Raw genomic sequence first — 20,524 nt, 5'->3', positions numbered from 1 at the left:
CGCCGGGCTCGGGCTCGGCGGAAAGGTAGATCGTTTCGTTCAGTGAATGGATAATGACTGCCCAGGGAGCCGCTTCATGAAACAGTAGACCTCCGCAAAGCCTTCCTCCTGGAAGTCGAGCCGTTGATACAGCGCCAGGGCGGGGTTGGTCCATTCCACGTGGGGTGTCACCGGGACCCCTTTGTCATCCCCCTCCTGGAGGATGCTCCTCAACAAATCGGCCCCGATGCCGCGACCGCGATACTCGGGGAGCAGGGAAATATCGACGATGCGAATCTCATCCTCTCCCCGATTGACATACAACCGGCCAACAGGAGTATCGCCGAGCATGATGACGTCAAAGGACGGCTGCTCGTAATTCTGCATGTATTGACTGTGCTGGAGATTGAACTGCATCCGCATGAACACTTCCCACTGTTCGTCCCTCCATCCGACAAGCTCTTTCTCTCCGGCGCGGGTTGAAGCGTAGAGATGAAAGAGAAATTCCAGGTCGTCATCGGCTATGGGACGCAGGGTGATCGCCGGGGCGGCTTCTTCCTTGACGGTGTCCGGTCGCCGCTCACGCCGAAGACGTACGATCTCGGCGATCATCCCCGGATAATCGAAATCATCGGGAAGCAGGAGCGGCAGTCTGATGATATCGGCAACACAGTGCCGCACCGCTTTCGCCCTTTCACAGTTGTCGGCGCACCCCTCGGGCCTTTTCGCCGCCAAGGTGTGGATGGTCAACTCCTGCCCCCAGAAATAGATGCTGCCGGCCCCTACATTGGCGGGGCATATACAGGTCGGAGCTATACAGCGGCACACCAGCTGCCGCTGCCAACTGCCCTGCGTGATCAATGAAGATCATGTTTTGAAGCATAACCCGCCTCCAGATACTTATTTCACATCCTCTACGAACGGCATGTAGTTACTCCTGAATGAACCGATGAACAGGGTGTCCATTTTAATTATTTTAATAAATAAAACAAGTTTTTATTGTAATCATTAAAACTTTTTGCGGCTAGACCGAGTCAGCCTCGCAATCCACAGATCTCTGCAAATGAGCGGGGGAGCGATGCCTTGCCTGTAAGCACCAGTTTCATCCAGTGTTTCATTGAATAGGGATGGGTTTGCCTCAGCAAGACAGGGCATTCGCAATGGGATGCCCTGTCTTGAGTCAAAGAACGGTTTTGACCGGTTCCTCCCTTTCATATGGCCTCGGCAGCGAAGGTGGCGCTCATACCGTTCACCCTGGCACTAGCCAACTTGATCGGATTCTCCGCCAATTTCTGCCAATTTTGGGCAATGACACTCGGATTGTTCAAGGTATTGATTAATTCGGCAGCCTTCTGCGCGCAGTAAGCCTGGTAGTCCTGATTTACCTTGACGTGTTCGGGCTATACGCGCCACGTTTTCAGCTCTCTCTTTCATCAGGATAATGAAGTTGGGACAGGCCGCTTTATTGAAAAAGCAACCCGTCCCCTTTTACGTGTTCCGTTACTTGATGGTGATCATGATTCCCGCCACGGTGGCGCCGTTTTTGTCGATGCTCCTGAGGTTGGCTGCGGAGAATAAGGAGGCGCTGGGCGCGCTCACTCCAGCCGGGATATTGCAGGTCAACGTGGCTACCTCGCCGGTGCTGAACCTGCTTGTGGTGATAATGCCGACGGTCAGCGCGCCGGACGAGTAATGGGCCGACAGCAGGGCGCCGGAAGGCGCAGCGCCCGAAAGGGCCAGGCTGCTGGCCAGGACCGCCGAGGTGGAATTGTCGACATTAAGGGTGACACCGGCCGGGAGAGACAGATCGAACTGAATGCCGGTAACGCTGCCGGGGGTGAAAGTCCCCTGGAGCATCAGCTTATAGCTCTTGGACAGGGTGCCGACGTTCACCAGGCTGGTGGTGGAGGTGTCGCTGATGCCGGTCTTGTTGTTGGCGTTGCTCACGAAAGCAGTCAGGGCGCTCTGGATGGCGTTAACCGTTGCAGTGGTCATGCCGGTGGACGATATTCCCTGCCCCGTGGTCGTCAGCGCGTTGTTCAGTTTGTCGGTGTCGCTGGTTCCGGCTGACGTGCTGGCCATCTGGGAAATGGCCGCCAAAGCCAAAGTGTAGTCCTTCTGGGCCTGGGTGGCGGTTTTAAGAGCTTCAGTCGTAGGCGCAACCGGCGAGGTGGCGATGATGTCCACCTTGAAGAGATCGGAGACAAGGGTGTTGGCCGCGCTTATTGTGGATGCGCTCAGGGTGCTCCCTGCCTTGGTGAAGGCTAGTTCGGTGAGGGCTGTTACCGGCAGATTGACAGTGCCCTGTGCCAACGGCAGTGCGGCGTGGAGAGGTGAGTCGGCTGATATGGTCTTGGTTAAACCTGTGGCTTCGTCCAGGTAGGAGCCGCTCGCCTCGGCTATGATCGGTCCGGTGTAGGCGCCGAGGTCGGCGCTGTAGTTGCCGTTGGCGTCGGTGGTGGTCTGTTTGATAAATGTTTTTACGCCGTCTTTGACCGAATATATCTTGATGACGCCGTTCACGATCGGCCCCTTGGAGGCAAAGCCTGTGACCTTGGTGCCGGAGGAATTCGCCGGATCTTCGCCGCAACCGGCAAGGACGAGTATTAATAGCAGTAACGATGCAATGCTCACAAATCTCTTCATATCATCTCCTCGTATGTCTTTGGATTCTTATCAGTTAGCACTACCAATTCAGCAGGCCGACCGCCTTTTCAAGGATCAGCATGGCGTCGGCGATGTCGATTGTTCCGTCCGGCGCCGACTTGCCGTTCACCAGCGGGGCCACGTCACCGGCTGTCAGTTGGGTTGGAGTGGAGGCGGACAGTCCAATCGCCATCTGCAATGCCATAAGGGCATCGCTGATATCCACCTTGCCGTCACTGTTAATGTCGCCGCTGGCCGCGGCCGATAAACTGACCGCCATGATGCCGTTGACGAAATTGAAGCTGTAGTTGCCCGATGCAAGCGTACCCACGGTGATGGTGATCGGGTAGTTGCCGGCCGGGCTGACCGTTGTTGCCGAGGTAGTTATGCCCGGGGCGCCGCTCAGGCTTGCCTGGGTGTCATTGTTGACGAAGCCGGAATAGGTGGCGGTCATGGTCGGGTTGGCAGAGCCGTAGTTTCTGGATTTGCTGTCGGCCGTAACGGTCAGGACCGCAGCGACTACGCTTTGCCCGACTGTTCCGTTGGAGCCCTTGTAGGTGCCGTCCCCGCTGTAGGTTGCGGTCATGGTGTGCGACCCGGCACCCAGAGCGGTCGTGCTGCACGCTGCCTTGCCGTTTCCGTCCAGGACAACCGCGGAGCAATACATCGTTGCGCCTTCGGCAAAGGTCACCGTGCCGGTCGCCCCGCTTGTTACGGAAGCTGTAAAGGTCACGGATTGGCCGTAGGTCGAGGTGGTCATCCCGGTGGTTACCGTGGTGGTGGAGCTCGCCTGATTTACGGTCTGGCTGACGGTTGCGTTGGAGCCGTTGTAATGGCCGTCGCCGCTGTAGGTTGCGGTTATGGTGTGCGCCCCTGTACCCAACGATGTTGTGCTGCAGGCGGCCTTGCCGCTGTTGTCCAGGGCAACGCCGGCGCAATAGGTCGTGTCGCCTTCGCCGAAGGTCACCGTGCCGGTGGCCCCGCTGGTTACGGAAGCGGTGAAGGTCACGGATTGGCCGTAGGTCGTAGGGGTCGCCCCGGTGGCTAGCGCGGTTGCGGAATTCATCCTCAAGACCCAGAGCTCATTGCCATGAAAGCCGTCATCCGCGTTAAAGAAGAGGGCGCCGTTGACATTGATCAGGCTTGCGGGGTACGAACTGCCTGCGCCGGGAAAGATATCCATCACCATGGCCGTGCCGTCCGCCGTGCCGTCGCTCTTCCAGAGTTCAAAGCCGTGCGCCGCGTCATAGGCGGTGAAATAGAGAACACCGTTGACCTCAACCAGGGTTGCGGAAGGCCCGACTCTAGGACCACTCATTGCCACCGTCTTAGCCAACCCCTTGACGGGAATGGGCGCGGGAACGGGCACGTCACCCTTTACTTTATTGCTAATGCCCAGATTTACCGTCTTCACAACCACCGTCCCGGCCTCCGTGCCGTCACTTTTCCAGAGTTCAGTGCCGCTGGCGGTCATGCTATCATAGAAAAAATAGAGGGTGCCGTTGACGTTCGTAATGTTATAGGGTGAGCCGGCTGGAAAATTTGTCACCAACACCGCCCCTGACGCGGCATCACTCTTCCAGAGGCTGTAGCCTTTATCAAAGACGGTAAAATAGAGGACGCCGTTGACATTGGCGGAAGAATAAAACATGAATGCCGGAATACCTCCGACAGGAGTGACGACCTTCACCAGCACCGTACCCGCATCCGTGCCATCGCTTTTCCAGAGGGCAGTGCCGTTCACTGCGTCGGTGGCGGTGAAATAGAGGACTCCGCCCACGTTGGTCAGGTTTGAAGGATTAGAGCTGTTGCCGTCGCCGGTATAGATATTCTTCACCTGTACCGTACCCGTCTCCGTGCCGTCGCTCTTCCAAAGCTCAGTGCCCATTGCCCCTTCGCCGGCGCTGAAATAGAGAACGCCGCCCACGTTGGTCAAGCTCGTGGGAGCGGAACCAGAACCAAACAACTTCATCTGAATCGTCCCCGCATCCGTACCGTCGCTTTTCCAGAGAGCACCGAAGTTCGACCTGTCGTAGGTGCTGAAATAGAGGCCTCCGTTGACGTCGATCAGGTTTGAGGGAGTAAGACCAATTGCATTGAAATCCTTCACAAGCACCGTACCCACCTCCGTACCATCGCTCTTCCAGATACCGACATCATTATTGACGAAATAGAGGACGCCGTTCACGTTGGTAAGATTTGAGACACTCACTTTACCTACACCGAAACCCTTCACCAGCGTTGTCCCCGCCGTCGTGCCGTCGCTCTTCCAGAGACCCAGGCCGTCCACCAGATCAGAGATCGCGGTGAAATAGAGGACGCCGTTCACGTTGACCACCGGATTTACATCCCTCCTCGGCTCTATCGAAGGTCCCGTGCCGGAGAAGATTTGCTTCAGCATCATTGTCCCGGCAGCCGTGCCGTCGCTCTTCCAGGGCTCCATGCCGTTTACGCCGGAGGCGGTGAAATAGAGGACACCGCCCGCATTGGTCAGGTTTGATACATTAACACTAAGTGTTGAGGCTGAACCTAAATTGGTCACCAGCACCGCCCCGGCCGTGGCGTCGCTCTTCCAGAGCTCCGTGCCGTTCGCGACGAAATAGAGGGCGCCGCCCACGCTGGTCAAGTTTGATATACCGGCGCCACCCTTCACCAGCACTGTCCCGTTCGCCGTGCCGTCGCTCTTCCAGAGCGCGGTCCCGTTCGTCCCGTCGTTGGCGGTAAAATAGAGGACGCCGCCCACGTTGGTCAGGTCGTTTGGTAACGAGCTGCTTGTTGGATTAATGTCCTTCACAAGCACCGCCCCAGCCGTAGGATCGCTTCTCCAGAGTTCCTGGCCATTCACCCCGTCATACGCGCTAAAATACAGTACGCCATTGACGTTGGTTAAGTAGAACGGTTGAGAGGCACCGAAATTCTTAACCGACACCGCACCGGACGCAGTGCCGTCGCTTTTCCAAATCCCATATTTGCTTACCGGGTCATAGGTGACAAAATAGAGGACGCCGCCCACGTCGGTCAAATTTGCGATTTGAGTAACCGGACCGATATTATTCACCAATTCCGTCCCGGTTGCGTTGCTTTTCCAGAGCATATGGATGGTATTCTGGTGGTTGATCGTGAAATAGAGGTCGTTGCCCACGTTGGTCAGGTTTGAGATCAAAAAGTACTCTGTACTTCCCGGTGCAATTGGACCTGCATCCTTCACCACCACCGTCCCGGCCGCCGTGCCGTCGCTCTTCCAGACGCTATAGCCGCTCACTCCGTCGCCGGCCATAAAATAGAGCACGCCACCCACGTTGGTCAGGCTATTAAGTGACGAACCAACGGTGGAAGTGATATCCTTCACCAGCACCGTACCCGCATCCGTGCCGTCGCTCTTCCAGAGGCTAATGCCGTTCGCCGGATCGCTGACAGAGAAATAGAGGACGCCGCCCACGCCGGTCAGGTTTTGTGGATAAGAATCACCGTTGGGGTTGATGTCTTTGACCGACACCGTACCCGCCTCCGTGCCGTCGCTCTTCCAGAGCTCCTGGCCATGCACCCCGTCATTGGCGCTGAAAAAGGTAACACCCCCCACCGCGACGAAGCCGTTCGCGTTCGACGAGCTGCCGAGTTTCGAGGCATTGATGTCCTTCACCAGCACCGGCTGGGGGACCGTCGCGGTATCCGGTAATGCGGACGCCTCTGCTGTAACCGCCTGGCCGTGGGAAAAGAGCGCCAACATCATCATGGTGAGCACAATTCCGATTAATCGTCTGTTCATCGTTATATCTCCTTTTTTGCTGCCGGAACGCCTTCAATAAACAAAATCATACGAACACACCAATACAACAAAACCAAGTTTATGTATGTCCGGGAAATCACTGATTTTTTGTAGGGGAAATTACGGACAAGGATGGGGAAGTTGATTATTTTGTGTAACTATTCAGCTTATTAAATTGGAATGCTGTTCATTTCGTGATTTTTCCTCCCCTCCCTTGACGAGAGGGGATTGAGGTGTGGGTGAAGCTGTCATACGACTGCTACAAAATAAATAAACACTTGCACACACACTTAACTACCAGTAATATACTTGTAGTTAAATGAGAACAATTACGTATTCAAAAACAGCCACAGTGGCAGCTCAATGAGGATAGGATGCCTTATGCCCGCAATCAGAAACCCATTTTCAAAGACAGTAATTGGAGACGATGAGCCTCTCTGCAACCAAAAGGAACTTCTTTCGGCATTTATGCTGGAAGCGCGCTCAGGTAACAATAATGTACTACTTGCGCCGCGCAGATCCGGGAAGACTTCGCTTGCGATGAGGCTGGCCAGGGACTATCGCGCTGAGGGTGGACTGGCGACCTTCGCCGATTTAAGCGCTGTTCCGTCAGCAGATGCAGCTGCCGACCGTATAGCGACCGCGCTTTTTGCCTCACTTAGTATTGATGATAAGATATTCAAAAAGCTATCGAGGTTGGTCACGGCATTTGTCCCGGTTATTACAATGAACCCTGATGGCTCTTTTTCAGTGTCCGCTTCTGCTTCCGGACTAGCCAAAAGCGGCCTTGACAGGCTTGTTTCAGTAGTTGCATCACTCGACAGCATATCTTCGCATTCCAAGACGCCACTTCTTGTTATATTCGACGAGTTTCAAGACCTGGCAATGCTTGGCGATGGCGCTCAAATCGAGGCTGCTTTGCGTTCGACCATTCAGCATCACAAAGCGTCATATTTATTTATTGGTTCGCGCAGAAAACTTTTAAGAGATATGTTTGAATCGCCAAAGCGTGCGTTCTACCGTGGCGCTACTACACGAGAACTGCCATTGATAGAGCCGGACGAGTTTTCTGCACATCTGGTTGCACTTGCCGAGGCATCTGGAGCTATATGGTCACGAGATATCGCTGACATTATTGTTGCCACTGCAGAAGCTCATACTTACAGCGTTACAGCTATCGCACATGCCCTATATGAATTAACAGCGCCCAATGCGCCAACTGAAGACAATCTCGTTGAGGCCATAAATACTGCGGCGGCTAGAGAGACATCTCTATTCATGTCAATCTACGCTTCACTTACGCCGCAATCGCGCACGCTGCTGGAAGCTCTCGCAGCAGAACCAACGAGACACCCTATGGCGGGTGATTATATGGTGCGCAATAGGCTTACCAATGCAGCGACTGTTAAAAAATCGTTGCTTGCGCTTGTGAATGGTGACCATATCGCGAGCGACGAGAGCGGCCTTGTAAACCTCACAGATCCGCTACTGAAACGCTGGCTCAATTCGAGATGGAGCAAGCTCCACATGATAAGCGGGTTGTCAATTGGGTAAACATTTCTTACGTCAAGGGAGAGGGAAAGGCTTTTGCGGGATGTTCCAAGTGCAGCCGGTTACAGCGATGGACCTACTTCGGTTTCATTCTTATGGCATAACGCCTGAGCTCCTTCATGCCGTCCAGGTTCAGCTTGTCGATGATCCTGGCATAGTATGTCTCCACCGTGCGGAGGCCGATGTCAAAGGCTGCGGCAATATCCGAATTCGCTTCACCCTGGCCAAGCATGGTCAAAATCTGCTGTTCTCGCTCGCTAAGTACGGTTTCCCGATTCACCTTCGGCGAAGAGATTGCCATGTTCGCCAGACTCTGGGCAACCTGCGGACTTACATGACGCCTCCCGGCCAGGAGATCCGATACCGCTGTAAGCAGGACTTCCGACACCTCCCGCTTGGAAACATAGCCATTGGCTCCGGCGGCAAAAGCCTTTTCAATTGTGTCGGAATCCTCGTGCATGGAGTAAACCAGCACGGCAATGCCGAGCTCGCGTAATCCCGCAATGAGTTCAAGCCCGCTCTCTTCACCAAGAGAAAGATCCAGAAGCGCAATATCAGCACAGGATGATCCGATCCGCTCAAAGGTCTCGATTCTGTTTTTCGCCCCGCCGCAGACGATGTGAGACGCCTGAGAAAGCAACAACTTTAACCCCTGCAGCACCGCAGGATGGTCATCGATCAGGAAAATGCGGGCACTTTCTTCTTTATCTGCCATCCGGTTTACCCTCCGTCAATTCGGCTTCACAGGTAACCGTACAGGTAACCAGCGTCCCCCCGCCTTCTGCATCTGAAACAGACAACATACCGCCGATAATCTTGGCTCGATGGGACATGATCCCCATGCCCATCCCACCTTTTGTTCCGGATGCGGCGCTCCTGCCGACACCATTGTCATGCACTGCCAGAGAGACACTATTACGGTCTTGACAGTTCAGGGCGACATCGATACGGCTTGCCCGGGCATGCTTCACTGCATTGGTGATTGCTTCCTGGGCAATGCGAAACAATTGGGTCAAACCGGCATTCGAGCAATGTACGCAGCCGCGTTCCTGGCTGAACTTAATGGCAATTCCGCTGGACTCGGCCAGACGTCGGGTCAACTCTTCCAGGGAGGGACTGACCCCGTGGGGGTCATGTTCCACCGGCCAAAGACCGCGCGAAAGATCATAGGCGTGGTTGACCGACTCCTCAAGCAGTGACGAGAGTTGTGTCATTTCCGGCTGTTGCCGTCCTGCACCCTCCAGTTTCCGCTCCAGCACGGAAAAATGCAGCCTGGCGCCGGTCAACTGCTGGCAAAGCCCGTCATGCAGATCGTGACTGATGCGTCGGCGTTCGTCCTCGCTGACATTCACGATCTCACGTTCCAGTCTGGTCCTTTCAGCTATTTCCTCTTCCAGGGCCAGATTCTTATCCGACAGTTCGTCGGACAACTGTTCTACCGCGGAGAAGGCCTTGGAAAAGCGTAAAGACAGGGCAACTGCCTGAAATAGAATGAAGACGAACATACCTATGTGAATCAGATAAACCGAACGTATCATCTGTAAATCGCAGAGCATGTCATTTATACCGGCAAACCCCAGAGCGATGAAGCCCAGGAGAATAAAGGAAGCCCCTTCCCGCCCCCTGTGCATTGCCCTGGAAAGCATGGCAATAGAGTACAGAATCATTACTATTGAAACGAGATAATATGTGGGAATGGCGGTGGTGAATGACATGGTTGAGACAGCAAGCCCCATAACCACAAAGACGGAAGCCAACCCCCATGCTGCGTGCTGGAGGCGGCGTGAGAACTCCTTGGGATACAGCGTGCGGAGAAAACTGTAGCCAACGGGAACCGAAATCACAAAACAGAAAAGGTCAATCCGATTCAAAAACTGGACAGGAATATTTCCAAGGAAAAGATGCACAACCCAACCGTTCGAGTTGGAGGTAAATGAGTATGCCATCCATAAGAGGCAGTAAATACCGAAATAAAGAGGCGCTATATTCTTTCTGCGGAAACAGAACAGGACGATATGGTAGATCCCCATCACCATCAGGCTGCCGATACAAAACAGGGCCAGTCCCCACGCCCTCAGCTGTGCCGCCTCCAGCTTGTCTGCCGGCCCAAGTTTTATGGAGGAAACAACGCCGCCTTCACGATAGTGGTGATTGGATATCTGCAGCACCAGCTCGATAGGCTGGTCTCCAATGTATAACCTGGGCTGCTGGATGGATTGGTTGGGAGTCTCCTCGGAGGCATCCTTGCCGACCACACCGCTTTCGACAAGAAGTTTGCCGTTTGCCCAGAGCTTATAGGCAGAATACACATCATCAAAATGCAGTGACAGCTCTCGTTTTCCTGATCCAGGCAGAATCCGCAGTCGGAAGGTGGCGAATCCCTTTCCTCCCAGTTTTTTATCATTGAGTTTAAAGCCGTTCCAGGCATCGGGAAGTGTAAGAAAGGCGGTAGCAACAGGGACCTGCGCCCCACGGAAATCCTCCGGCGACAACAGTTGATTCCAGTAGAACTCCCATTCACCGTCGAGACGGACAGGATCAAAGCGCATCATATCCAATTTGGAAAGATCGATTACGCCTTGCCGGGCAAGCAGTGCCGCATCTTTATTACCGCTGCACCCCCAACTGATGGGAATCAGCATGATCAGCACAACCAGCAGTATTTGCTTCAGGTTTTTCACGGTCATAAGTTGTGGGAATATGAGGTAAACTGAGGAAGGGCGCCCACCGCCCGCCCGAACTAACACCACTTCATGAAAAAATTCAGCGGTTGCATCTTCGCACGGAGCGGCAGCAAAATCAATAAATAGCTCTAATATTTATATTTATTTACTCAGCTGGTTTCGTCCCTTGCTCTTGGCCCGGTAGAGGGCCTTGTCCGCCGCCCTGAGTACCTCATCGGCGCTTCTAAGGCTGTCGCTGCTCTCGGCAACCCCGGAAGTATTCAGGTAAAAACGGGTCTGCTTATCAAAACGCAGACCCTTTTGCTCTTCCAACGATTGACCCTGCTAAACTTACTCACCGGCAGCGAACGGGCTGTCGGCGACAGCCATCAATGCACAGGTCGGGGTGTGGTGAGCAGTTACGAATATATGCTACTCCACATGCCTTCATACGTCGGGAAAGGATTACAGTTCGGTTTAAAAAACGCAGGAGCAATTATGATATCCGCGCCCATATCCCCACAAAAAATCAAATCAATTTTAGGTTTTATGTTCTTCAGGAGAAATGATTTACAAAAACTTTGATCTCCAACACCCAAATCCAAAAACGTCGCATTTAACAGCGACATAACAAACGAGATGCAATTCGTGCGATCCACCAAGTATGGAACACAGGCTAGTCTAACATTGTAATTATTAACGTAATTATTAAAACACCCCATGAGCGCTTTAACAAATTCATCTCCGCTCACCATGTGACCGTTACTGCCGGCAAGGGTATTATATTCCGTTATCTCATGGATCGATGATCCTGGTTCTTCTGACCACGTTTCGCCCGGGGTAGTGCGTAATTGCGCACCCACTGCTTGGGTGTTGGTCTGCTGCAAACGGTTGAAATTGTCTGGGTCGCTAAAATTAGGCTGGAGCCCGTTGGGCAAACTATCGTTTATGCTGACATGACCAGGAGGGAACGTATTGTTAAACAAACCAGCGTTGTTCGCGTCAAATACTGTTACCCACCAGTTCCAACAAGATTCATAGAGGCATAACGCCGGCAGGGCCGGTTTTTCCGGTTTTTCCAACGTGAGTGAGGCATAGTACAAATCCATATCAAACCAGGTTTTTGGTGGATGTACAGCGCTATGGAGATCATTGGGATCATCATCATATTTTAGTACGAGAAAAAGATGCATAGATCTTGCACAAACATATACCCGAACGCCCTGTGACATTTTCATTCCTCCTTAATTATGGTGGTTACTTGTAAGCGCCAGTTGCGTAATCATAAGGATAGCCATTGACGGTCAGCGTGCCGGTTGTCGTACCCGAGGTATTTACCATGTTCGAAAGCAAGCTGCTTATGACACTGCCGGTGCCGGTCAGGGAGCCGGTCGCGGTCCAGCCGGAAGGGCTTGTGATAAGCGCTGTCTGACTGCCGCTGACGATATAAGGGCCCGCAACAAAGTTATCCATGGTGTAAACGACGGTGACGGGAAATGATGTTCCTGCCGTCGGAGTAACGTGAACCGACAGCGTCCCGCCGGCATACGAGAGATCTTGTGCGGTAGCAGTTGCTATATCGTTGTTTACGTCGGCGCTGCATAAATAATTCACGTTGTCGTTGACGGTGTCATAGGCTGCTTTTACCGTGGCTGCATCCGGTTTAATATTTCCTTGTACCGCGCGAACGGGCCAGACATAAAGGCCGATGCTCTTAGGATAGCCGTGGTCTATGTCGCCAGTATTCATATCTATGCCCCAACCGTAGGTGTTATCGCCTGCGGAACTGCTGGACGACCAATATATGCCCAACTGGGCGCCCGTAAAGGGGTGGCCGGCGGGCAGCGCCGGACCGCGGTGTTCGATATCTACCAGGCTGTCCAACTCGGTACTGTTCGGCAAGCGCCATTGGCCGGCGGTGGAGCCGTCACTAAGGCCACAGGCTCCGGAAGCCAGGTTATTGCTCCAGGTCAGGGCATCAGCCCAGGTGAGATAGCCATCCGCCCTGTTTATGCCGCCAACGGTATCGGTGCAGTTGGCGTTTTTCAGCCATACCAACCCGGTCAGGTTGTCGGTAACCGTGCCGTCGGCATTGTCGGCAAAGCGCGGGGATGGCGCAACAGCTCCTTTTTGCAGGGCGCCGTCGTCACCGGCGGCATAGCTGGTGGTCTGACCGGTTTTGGGAAGCTGGATCGTACCGGTTGTGACAGCAAAAGCCACTGCTGCAATGGTCAGACACACCAGGCTGAGTGCGGTAATCAATTTGTTCATATCTGTTCCTCCGGTTTGTATAGTGCTACTTTCGCTGTGCGGCGACACGCATTTCACTCCCCAGGGTGTATTTCACCTGCCGTGGGAAGCCACGTACCCTGTTCTCCGGATGCGCCGCCCGCTTCATGGCGCTGCGCGAGATGGGCAGATGGCCATAACGAACCCTGCATCACCAAATACCCCAACAAGCTACTGTCCCGCGCGAACGGGCCACACATAGTTGACGGTCATCTTATCGCCCCAGCCGGGACCGCCGACCATCATGCTGCCATAGACCGGTTCCATGACCCAGGCGTTGCTGCTATCGACCACGATGCTGCTGGACGACCAGTAGTAGCGCGTCCCCTGGACGCCCGTAAAAGGGTGGCCAGACGGAAGCGCCGGGCTGTATTGGGAGCGATCCACCAGGCTCTGCAACTCATTGCGATTGGGCAAACGCCATTGGCCGGCAGTGGAACCGTCGCTGAGGCCGCAGACTCCGGCAGCCAGGTTATTGCACCAGTTCATGGCATCATACCAGGTGAGATAACCACTCGCCTTGGGTACGCCAGCAGTATCGGTGCAGTTGGCATTTTTCAGCCACACCAGCCCGGTCAGGTTGTCGGTAACCGTGCCGTTAGAGTTGTCGGTAAAGCGCGGGCTGGGCCAGGCAACCCCTTTCTGCAAAGCGCCGTCATCACCAGCAGCCTGGCTGATCGTTTGACCGGTTTTGGGAAGCTGGATAGTGGGCGTTGTCGCATGTGCCTCGACGGTATACCCCGAATCACCGGCGCTGTTTGTTGCCCGTACCCGGTAATAGTAGGTGGTTGCCGCCGTCAAACCGGTATCGGCATAGCTGACGGCATTGGCGGCCGCCGTGTTGATCTGCGCATAGGTCCCGCCGGAACCTGTTTTGCGTTCGATTTTGAAACCGGTTTCAGTGACGCTGGCATCGGTCCAGGCAAGGTTGATCTGCGAGATGGAAACCGCCGTCGCCGACAGGCCGGAAGGGGCATCCGGCGCGGCAAGCGGAAGCATGGTAATGGTTCCCGCGTCGGTGGTCAGGCCTTGCTGTACGGTTATATTGCCAACCGCGCCTTCATATAACACGGCCCCCGAGCTGTCCAGCCCCCGGACTGTCACCGTCCGGCTGCCGCCGACAGGAACACCGCTGATAGATCCGGTACCGGCGGAAGCGGCAAAGTCCTGCTGCATGGTGGTCATGCCGCTGCCGGAAATAATGATCCTGACCGTCACCACACCGGCAGGAGCCGCAGGCAATGCTGCGACGCCCTTGACCGCGACTTTACTGGTACGCCAGGCGAGTTTTGCCGCAATGGAGCCGGTGCCGTTTGCCGATGTGCCGCTGCATCCGCTGACCAGGACCAGAAGCATGATGATGACAAGATGTTTGAGTGTCTGCGTATTAAATAGTGTCATGTCGTTATCCCCTTACCAAGTGACTGTTACAGTGCCGGTGGCTGCCGTGAAATTGTTGCCGGTCGAGTCAGCGCCGCTGACAGTTACAGAGGCGCTGGCCGGAGTGAACAGATACCCGCTCAGTGTCGGAGTGACCGTATGGCTGCCGTTTTGCGCCCCGGCAAAGGTGTATGCGCCGGTTGCATCGGTCGTGGTGTTTGCGGCGCCGCTACCGGTGAGCGCCACCGCGACACCGGCGAGACCGGAACCGTTCAGGGTCACCAGGCCGGAAATTGAGTAGGTAGGTGACGGCAGCGCTGTTGCGGTAAAATTCGTGCCGGTTACGTTGGCGCTGCTTATGGTGACGGACTGGCCGGCCGACAGGGTATAGCCGGTCTTGGCCGCGGTCACCGTGTAGCTGCCGCTGGCAAGGCCGCTGATGGTGTACGCGCCATTTCCGTCGGTTACGACCGGAGTCGCCCCGGTGGCGCTGATGGTGACGCCGGAAAGAGCGGCGCCGTTCAGGGTCACCAGGCCGGAAATTGAGTAGGTGGGTGACGATGTTGCTGTTGCGGTAAAGTTTTTGCCGGTAACGTCGGCATTGGCAACGGTTACGGATTGGGTGGCAGGGGTGAAACCATAGCCGATTTTTGTCGGGGTTACGGTGTAGCTGGCGTTATGTAGTACAGTAAAGCTATAGTTGCCGCTTGCGTCGGTGGTGGTTGTGCCGCTGCCTGATCCGGACAATGTTACGGTGACGCCGGACAGGGCCGCACTGCCGACGGTTATGGTGCCGGAGAGCGTGTAGGTTGCATCGGCGGCAGTGAAGTTCTGGCCGGTGGCATCGACGTTGTTTACCGTTACCGCACGATTGGCTGGCGTAAAATTGTATCCGGTCATTGACGGGGTTACGGTGTAGCTGCCATTATGTACGCTGAAGCTGTAATTGCCGCTTGTATCGGTGGTTGTGGTTGCTGCACTTGTTCCGGAGAGCGTGACGGTTGCGCCCGACAAGGCGGCGCCGCCCGATGTCAGGGTGCCGGAGATGGTGTAGCTCGCGGAAGCGGCTATGAAGTTCTGGCCGGTGACATCGGCATTATCAACTGCCACTGCAAGGGAGGCCGGGGTAAGGACATAGCCTGTTTTTACGGCGGTGATGGTATAACTGCCGTCAGAAACGGAGAAGTTGTACGTTCCGTTTGCGTCCGTGGTGGCGGTGGTGGATGAGGTGCCGGACAGGGAGGTGCCGTTCAGTGTTACGGTGGCCCCTTCGAGCGCAATACCGGCAAAGGTCACGCTGCCGGATATGGTGTAGTTTGCCGGTATGGCGGTGAAGTTTTGCCCGGTAACATCAGTATTTGTGACTGACGTCGAAAGACTGGCCGGAGTAACGACATAGCCCGCTTTTGCGGCGGTTACCTGATAGGTGCCGTTATTGACGCCGGTAAAGCTGTAGGCGCCGTCTGAACCGGTGGTTGCGGTGCCGGATGCAGTGCCGCTAAATGTTATGGTGGCTCCGGACAGGGCCGCGCCGTTTGCCGTGACCGTGCCGGAGACGGTACGGGAACCGTTACCGACACTGGTGCTGCTGCCGCCGCAGGCGGTCAGACAGAAAAGACAAAATAAAAGTACGACGTTTTTCATGAAACCCTCCAATCGGATATCTTTATGTATCGAGTGATGTATTCGCAGAGAAGCTTGAACAAGCTTAATTGTGTATAATATACAAGAGGATGAACAGCGTGTATGCAGGGGGATTTACAGTATTTTTGTGGGGGAATTTGCGGTCAGAGGTGGTGAAACGGGGGAAGTATAACTACTACTGTTTGATCCGGATAGCCAGGCGGCGGAGTTCTTTCATGCCGTCAAGCCCCAGTTTTTCGATGATCCGGCCAAGGTAGGATTCCACCGTCCTGACGCTGATGCCGAAGGCGGCGGCCATATCGATATTGGTTTCCCCCTGCCCCAGCAGGGAGACAATCTGGCGTTCCCGCTCGCTGAGGGCATCCAGTGAAGATTCCTGAGTCCGCCCTGCGGGCGACGGCAGGGCAACATCGACGGCGGCCAGCGCGTTTCTCATGTTGTTGACAACCGACTCCAACTGCTGCTGATAGCGCCGTTTTTCATCGGTGGCGGCTTTGTGTTCAAGCGCGGCGGCTGCGCTCTTGAGCAACTGTTCTTTTTCGATCGGCTTGCACAGATAGTCGAAGGCGGCGTTACGCACCGCTTCGGCCGCGGTCGCCACCTCGGGGGAACCGGTAATAATCACCACCGGAGTGTCTATGTTGATCTCCCGTGCCTCCCGCAGCAAATCCATACCGGTCAGCCTGCCGCGCAGATTTATGTCGAGGAACACAGCGCCGTAGCCGCCGCTGGTCAACAGTTCTCTGCCACCGGCATAATCGTCCGCCAAATCGACCGCATAGCCTGCTCCGCGGAGAAAACGCTGAAAAGTGACGGCAAGATCCTGTTCGTCTTCGATGATGAGTATGCGTGTGGTCATATTCGATTCCTGTTTTTTTGGAGTTGGCAACTAAAATCTAAATCCCCCTCAATCCCCCTTTCATAAAGGGGGAGGCTTTTCACAATTCTTTCGAGGAGGTTTTTTACCCCCCCTTTATGAAAGGGGGGCAGGGGGGATTTGCCGTTCCACCGCCGGTAAATCCACGCTCACCGTGGCGTACTCCCCTACCCGACTCTCTATCCGCAGGAAGCCGCCATGGTCGGCGATAATCTGCCGGCAGATGCTTAAGCCCAGCCCGTTGCCGGTCTGTTTGGTGGTGACGAATGATTCCGTGACCCGGTTCAGCAGCTCCGGCGGTATGCCGATGCCATTGTCATGGAAGGTGATCCGCACGAATGGTCGGCCATTAATGAACAGCTCCGAGGCGGATATTTCGAGGCGTTTGCCGTCATACCCCCCTCCATGTTTCTCGTCAAGGGCATGCATGGCGTTGATCAGGATATTGAGAAACACCTGCTCGATCTGCTGCGGATGCACCAGCACTTCGGCCAAGTCCGGAGGGATCTGCTCGGTTATGGCTATATTCTCCTGACGGAGTCTGGCCCCGATCATATCCAGCGTCCCGTGCAGCAGCGCGGCCACAGCAAACGGCGTCTTTTCCAGCGCCGGACGGCGGGCAAAGAAGAGCAGGCTGCTGACGATGATCGCAATCCGTCTGCCATGTTTTTTTATCACTGCGGCATCGTGTTCGGTAGCCGTCCGGTCGTCACTCTCAAGAATAAGATCCGCCGAATTGATAATGGTATTCACCGGTGTATTGATTTCATGCGCCACGCCGGCCGCAAGCTCGCCAAGCGAAGCCAGGTGGCTCGATCTGATCGCGTCCGCCTGCGCCTCTTCCTTTTCGCGCCGCATCACATTGATACGGTCGGCCAGGGCAAAGGAGAGGAACAGCACCTCGAGAATTGACCCCAACTGCAAGCTGGACATAGTCAGTAAATTCCAGGGAAGGATATTATTTATGGCGAGCATAAACGTGATCAGACCGAAAAAGCGAAAGATGCGTGCGGCGATAAAATAGCGGGCCGGATGATACCCTCTGCGAAGGCAGATTACTCCCGCAGTCAGGATAACTAAAGACATGCAGGGCGCGATAATGGTCAAGGCACGTACCATCCCCTCCTGAGGCACAATAAATAGTGCGAGCACGAACAGGACAACTACAAGCATGAATAACTTCAGAATACGGTCGATGAGGGGAGCATTGCGTGCCGTCGCGAGAAAGTTCCGGCAAAATGCCAGCCCGGTGAGCATCGGCAGCAGGGCGAGGATAAGGGTATAGTTGAAGACCCACACCATCTCCGCGCTGATGAACTCTACCAGAAACCCCTTGGCGAAGAACACGTACAGAGCGAAGCAGAAGATATCGATGATATAGTAAAGATAGTTCCTGTCGCGCAGGGAGAAGAAAATAAACAGGTTGTAGGCGACCATCACCATCATGGCCCCGAAGTAGCAACCTGCAATCAGGTCTCTCCGGTGGTCCATGCGGGTGAAAGCCTCAGGTGACCAAACCGTTAAAGACAATAGCGCACTTCTATTGCCATCGCCTCGCAGATAAAAGGTTTTACCCTGACCGTAAATGACAACAGGGAAGACCGGATTCCTGTGCTGGAACGTCCGTATGCTCATCGGCCGCATGGCGCCGGCCTGCATGAGATCGAAGCCGCCCCGTGCAGTCGGAACGTAGAGGTCGAGATAACCTATATTCGGAGCACTCAATTCGAGCAGCCAGCGTTTTCCCGCTTCCGCTTTATTTTCGATGGTAAACCTGATCCAGTAGACTCTTTTCGCAAACCCTCTACTTTCGACAGGCGGCTTGAACAGCCTGTCCGCTTCGGGAGAACTCACCTCGTTGATCGTCAATTTTCCTGTTTTGTCTTCGAGTATGTCGATATGCCCGGACAGCCGGGAGGATACGGTTGTTTCGTGGAGGACGAGAGGGGGGGAAGCCGCTGCACAAGGAAGAGCTGTGCAGAGAAAAAGGAAATAGAGGAAAAAAGCGGGAATGACTCTTACGGTAAACATGGCATGCTCTTTATTGGAAGATGCGACAAAAATACAGGTCCAAAAGACAACTTTCCGCTTAAAAAATTAGTTGAACCAATCCGCTTCGCGGTAGCTTTAAAGGCCTGGATTTGCATGTCTGAACTAGCACCACTCCATGAAAAAATTCAGCGGCTGCATCTTCGCACGTGGCGGCAGCAAAATCAATAAAAAGACCTAATACTTATGTTTATTTACTCAGCTGGTTTCGTCCCTTGCTCTTTGCCCGGTAGAGGGCCTTGTCCGCCGCCTTGAGTACCTCTTCGGCGCTTCTCAGGCTATCGCTGCTCTCGGCAACGCCGATGCTGATGGTCACCGACACGGACTTGTCGCCACGTTCGGAGGCGCGCAGCTTTTTCCCCTCTTTCGCTTCTTTGGGGCGGTCGTTGCCTCGCAGCACAAGCTGATAAGTGGCGATGTTCTTTCGCACCTCTTCCAGAAAGGGAATGGCCTCGGCCATCTTTTTGCGCGGCATGAGGATGGTGAATTCCTCGCCGCCGTAACGGTATGCCTTGCCTCCCCCCTTGACCGCCGCCATCTTCTTCGCCACCATCTTCAACACCTGGTCCCCCACATCGTGACCGTAACTATCGTTGAAGCTCTTGAAATGATCGACGTCGAGCATGGCGATCACATATTGCCTCCCCACGCCCAACATCTGCTCGTTCAGGGCGCGCCGCGACGGCAACCCGGTCAGATCGTCGCGATAAGCCATGTTGTGGGAGTCCTGGAGGACGCTTACGGAGAGTATCAATGCGGCTGCGGAGATGAAAACAAGGGGGACATCCGTGCTCGCCAACCAGTTGCAGGCAACGGCAACGGCAACCAGAGAGCCGAGGAGGCCGCTGTCGATGGGGGATTGCCTGGTGAACGCACGGATAAAGATGAGGAGAATGCCCGCAACTATCAGGAGCAAAGCTGGCTGGGGAAGCGTCAGATCTGAAATGAAGGGGAAGTGGAGGAATTTCGCGGATAAAAAAAGCGGCAGATCGCTGTAGTCGTGCTGGTACCTGATGATCCAGGCGACCATTGCCGCTTGCAAAGCCAGGAAAATAAAGCGCATCCGGCCGGAGACGGTCATCACCCCCCGTTCGCGTATGAAGGAGAAGAGGGTGATGTTGAGGGGAAGGAGCAGGCAGAGCGACTGAAACACCACCTGGGGAGCAAAGCCGTTTATGCCGTTTTGCAGGTAGGTGCGAAAACTCCAGTAAAAAATTCCTTGGAGAAGCAGGATGAAGAAAACCCGGCCGCGGCCGAAGGCGAAACTCAGAGACATCCCGACAACGACGACCAGATAGGGGGAAAACAATGCAAGCTCGCGCTGGGCTGGAGAGAGGGCGGCAATGTGAGGAAGCGACAAGTATGCCGCCACGAGCAACATGGCAGGCAGTGCAAAGATTGTCAGTTTTTTGAGAACAGTGACTTTCACCGGTCGCTCACCCCATCCATCGATTAACAGAAACACAGATTCAATACACCGATGAGCAGGAGCATGTCAACACGATTAATCCGAAAAACTGCTACTGGCCGTGCCTTGACAAAGCCACCAGCGTGCGATGCGTTGCAATAACAGGAGTTACAGGCCACGAGACAAGAGAATCATCGTGTCATAAGCCGGGAGGGGGGGCGTCAACTGCCAAATATTGATAAATGTGGCGCTGATAATGAGAAGAGAAGATC

Annotated in this window: 14 protein-coding genes; 1 reads left to right on the top strand and 13 read right to left on the bottom strand. The window is 54.7% G+C overall.

Annotation, left to right across the window (positions count from 1 at the left end):
• Positions 1 to 39 precede the first annotated feature (39 nt).
• From GURA_RS03810 to GURA_RS24070, 3 genes are all read right to left on the bottom strand, one after another.
• Complete coding sequence (locus tag GURA_RS03810) at positions 40 to 807, bottom strand: GNAT family N-acetyltransferase (RefSeq protein ID WP_011937682.1); 768 nt, start codon at positions 805 to 807, stop codon at positions 40 to 42.
• Between the two features lie 672 nt (positions 808 to 1,479).
• Positions 1,480 to 2,625 (bottom strand): hypothetical protein, encoded by a 1,146-nt coding sequence (locus tag GURA_RS03805; protein ID WP_011937681.1) that lies wholly within the window; start codon positions 2,623 to 2,625, stop codon positions 1,480 to 1,482.
• Between the two features lie 40 nt (positions 2,626 to 2,665).
• Positions 2,666 to 6,391 carry an ELWxxDGT repeat protein gene (locus GURA_RS24070; RefSeq protein ID WP_011937680.1) on the bottom strand — a complete coding sequence of 1,242 codons (3,726 nt, stop codon included), beginning with the start codon at positions 6,389 to 6,391 and terminating at the stop codon, positions 2,666 to 2,668.
• A gap of 381 nt (positions 6,392 to 6,772) precedes the next feature.
• Between GURA_RS24070 and GURA_RS03795 the strand changes: the two genes are divergently transcribed.
• Positions 6,773 to 7,945, top strand: a complete 1,173-nt coding sequence (locus tag GURA_RS03795) for an ATP-binding protein (RefSeq protein WP_041245259.1) — start codon at positions 6,773 to 6,775, stop codon at positions 7,943 to 7,945.
• Positions 7,946 to 8,018: 73 nt separating this feature from the next.
• Here the strand turns inward: GURA_RS03795 and GURA_RS03790 are convergent, their stop codons facing one another.
• From GURA_RS03790 to GURA_RS03750, 10 genes are all read right to left on the bottom strand, one after another.
• Positions 8,019 to 8,657 carry a response regulator gene (locus tag GURA_RS03790; protein WP_011937678.1) on the bottom strand — a complete coding sequence of 213 codons (639 nt, stop codon included), beginning with the start codon at positions 8,655 to 8,657 and terminating at the stop codon, positions 8,019 to 8,021.
• Positions 8,647 to 10,629, bottom strand: coding sequence for a sensor histidine kinase (locus GURA_RS03785; protein WP_011937677.1), 1,983 nt, complete (start codon positions 10,627 to 10,629; stop codon positions 8,647 to 8,649). The genes GURA_RS03790 and GURA_RS03785 overlap by 11 nt, the downstream gene beginning before the upstream one ends.
• A gap of 138 nt (positions 10,630 to 10,767) precedes the next feature.
• Positions 10,768 to 10,938, bottom strand: coding sequence for a diguanylate cyclase domain-containing protein (locus tag GURA_RS24065; protein WP_157046117.1), 171 nt, complete (start codon positions 10,936 to 10,938; stop codon positions 10,768 to 10,770).
• Between the two features lie 86 nt (positions 10,939 to 11,024).
• Positions 11,025 to 11,837 carry a hypothetical protein gene (locus GURA_RS03780; protein WP_041245258.1) on the bottom strand — a complete coding sequence of 271 codons (813 nt, stop codon included), beginning with the start codon at positions 11,835 to 11,837 and terminating at the stop codon, positions 11,025 to 11,027.
• Positions 11,838 to 11,862: 25 nt separating this feature from the next.
• A complete protein-coding gene (locus tag GURA_RS22620; protein WP_011937675.1) occupies positions 11,863 to 12,876 on the bottom strand; it encodes an Lcl C-terminal domain-containing protein in 1,014 nt (337 codons plus the stop codon).
• A gap of 189 nt (positions 12,877 to 13,065) precedes the next feature.
• Positions 13,066 to 14,295, bottom strand: a complete 1,230-nt coding sequence (locus tag GURA_RS22615) for an Lcl domain-containing protein (RefSeq protein WP_011937674.1) — start codon at positions 14,293 to 14,295, stop codon at positions 13,066 to 13,068.
• A 12-nt stretch (positions 14,296 to 14,307) separates the two neighbouring features.
• Positions 14,308 to 15,918, bottom strand: coding sequence for a beta strand repeat-containing protein (locus tag GURA_RS03765; RefSeq protein WP_011937673.1), 1,611 nt, complete (start codon positions 15,916 to 15,918; stop codon positions 14,308 to 14,310).
• A gap of 175 nt (positions 15,919 to 16,093) precedes the next feature.
• On the bottom strand, positions 16,094 to 16,777 hold the full coding sequence (locus GURA_RS03760) for a response regulator transcription factor (protein WP_011937672.1): 684 nt from the start codon (positions 16,775 to 16,777) through the stop codon (positions 16,094 to 16,096).
• Positions 16,778 to 16,891: 114 nt separating this feature from the next.
• Complete coding sequence (locus GURA_RS03755) at positions 16,892 to 18,826, bottom strand: sensor histidine kinase (protein ID WP_011937671.1); 1,935 nt, start codon at positions 18,824 to 18,826, stop codon at positions 16,892 to 16,894.
• A gap of 208 nt (positions 18,827 to 19,034) precedes the next feature.
• Positions 19,035 to 20,273, bottom strand: a complete 1,239-nt coding sequence (locus GURA_RS03750) for a GGDEF domain-containing protein (protein WP_011937670.1) — start codon at positions 20,271 to 20,273, stop codon at positions 19,035 to 19,037.
• Positions 20,274 to 20,524: the final 251 nt, after the last annotated feature.

Source organism: Geotalea uraniireducens Rf4 (assembly GCF_000016745.1).
GTDB lineage: Bacteria > Desulfobacterota > Desulfuromonadia > Geobacterales > Geobacteraceae > Geotalea > Geotalea uraniireducens.
This window is presented reverse-complemented; position numbering and strand designations above follow the sequence as displayed.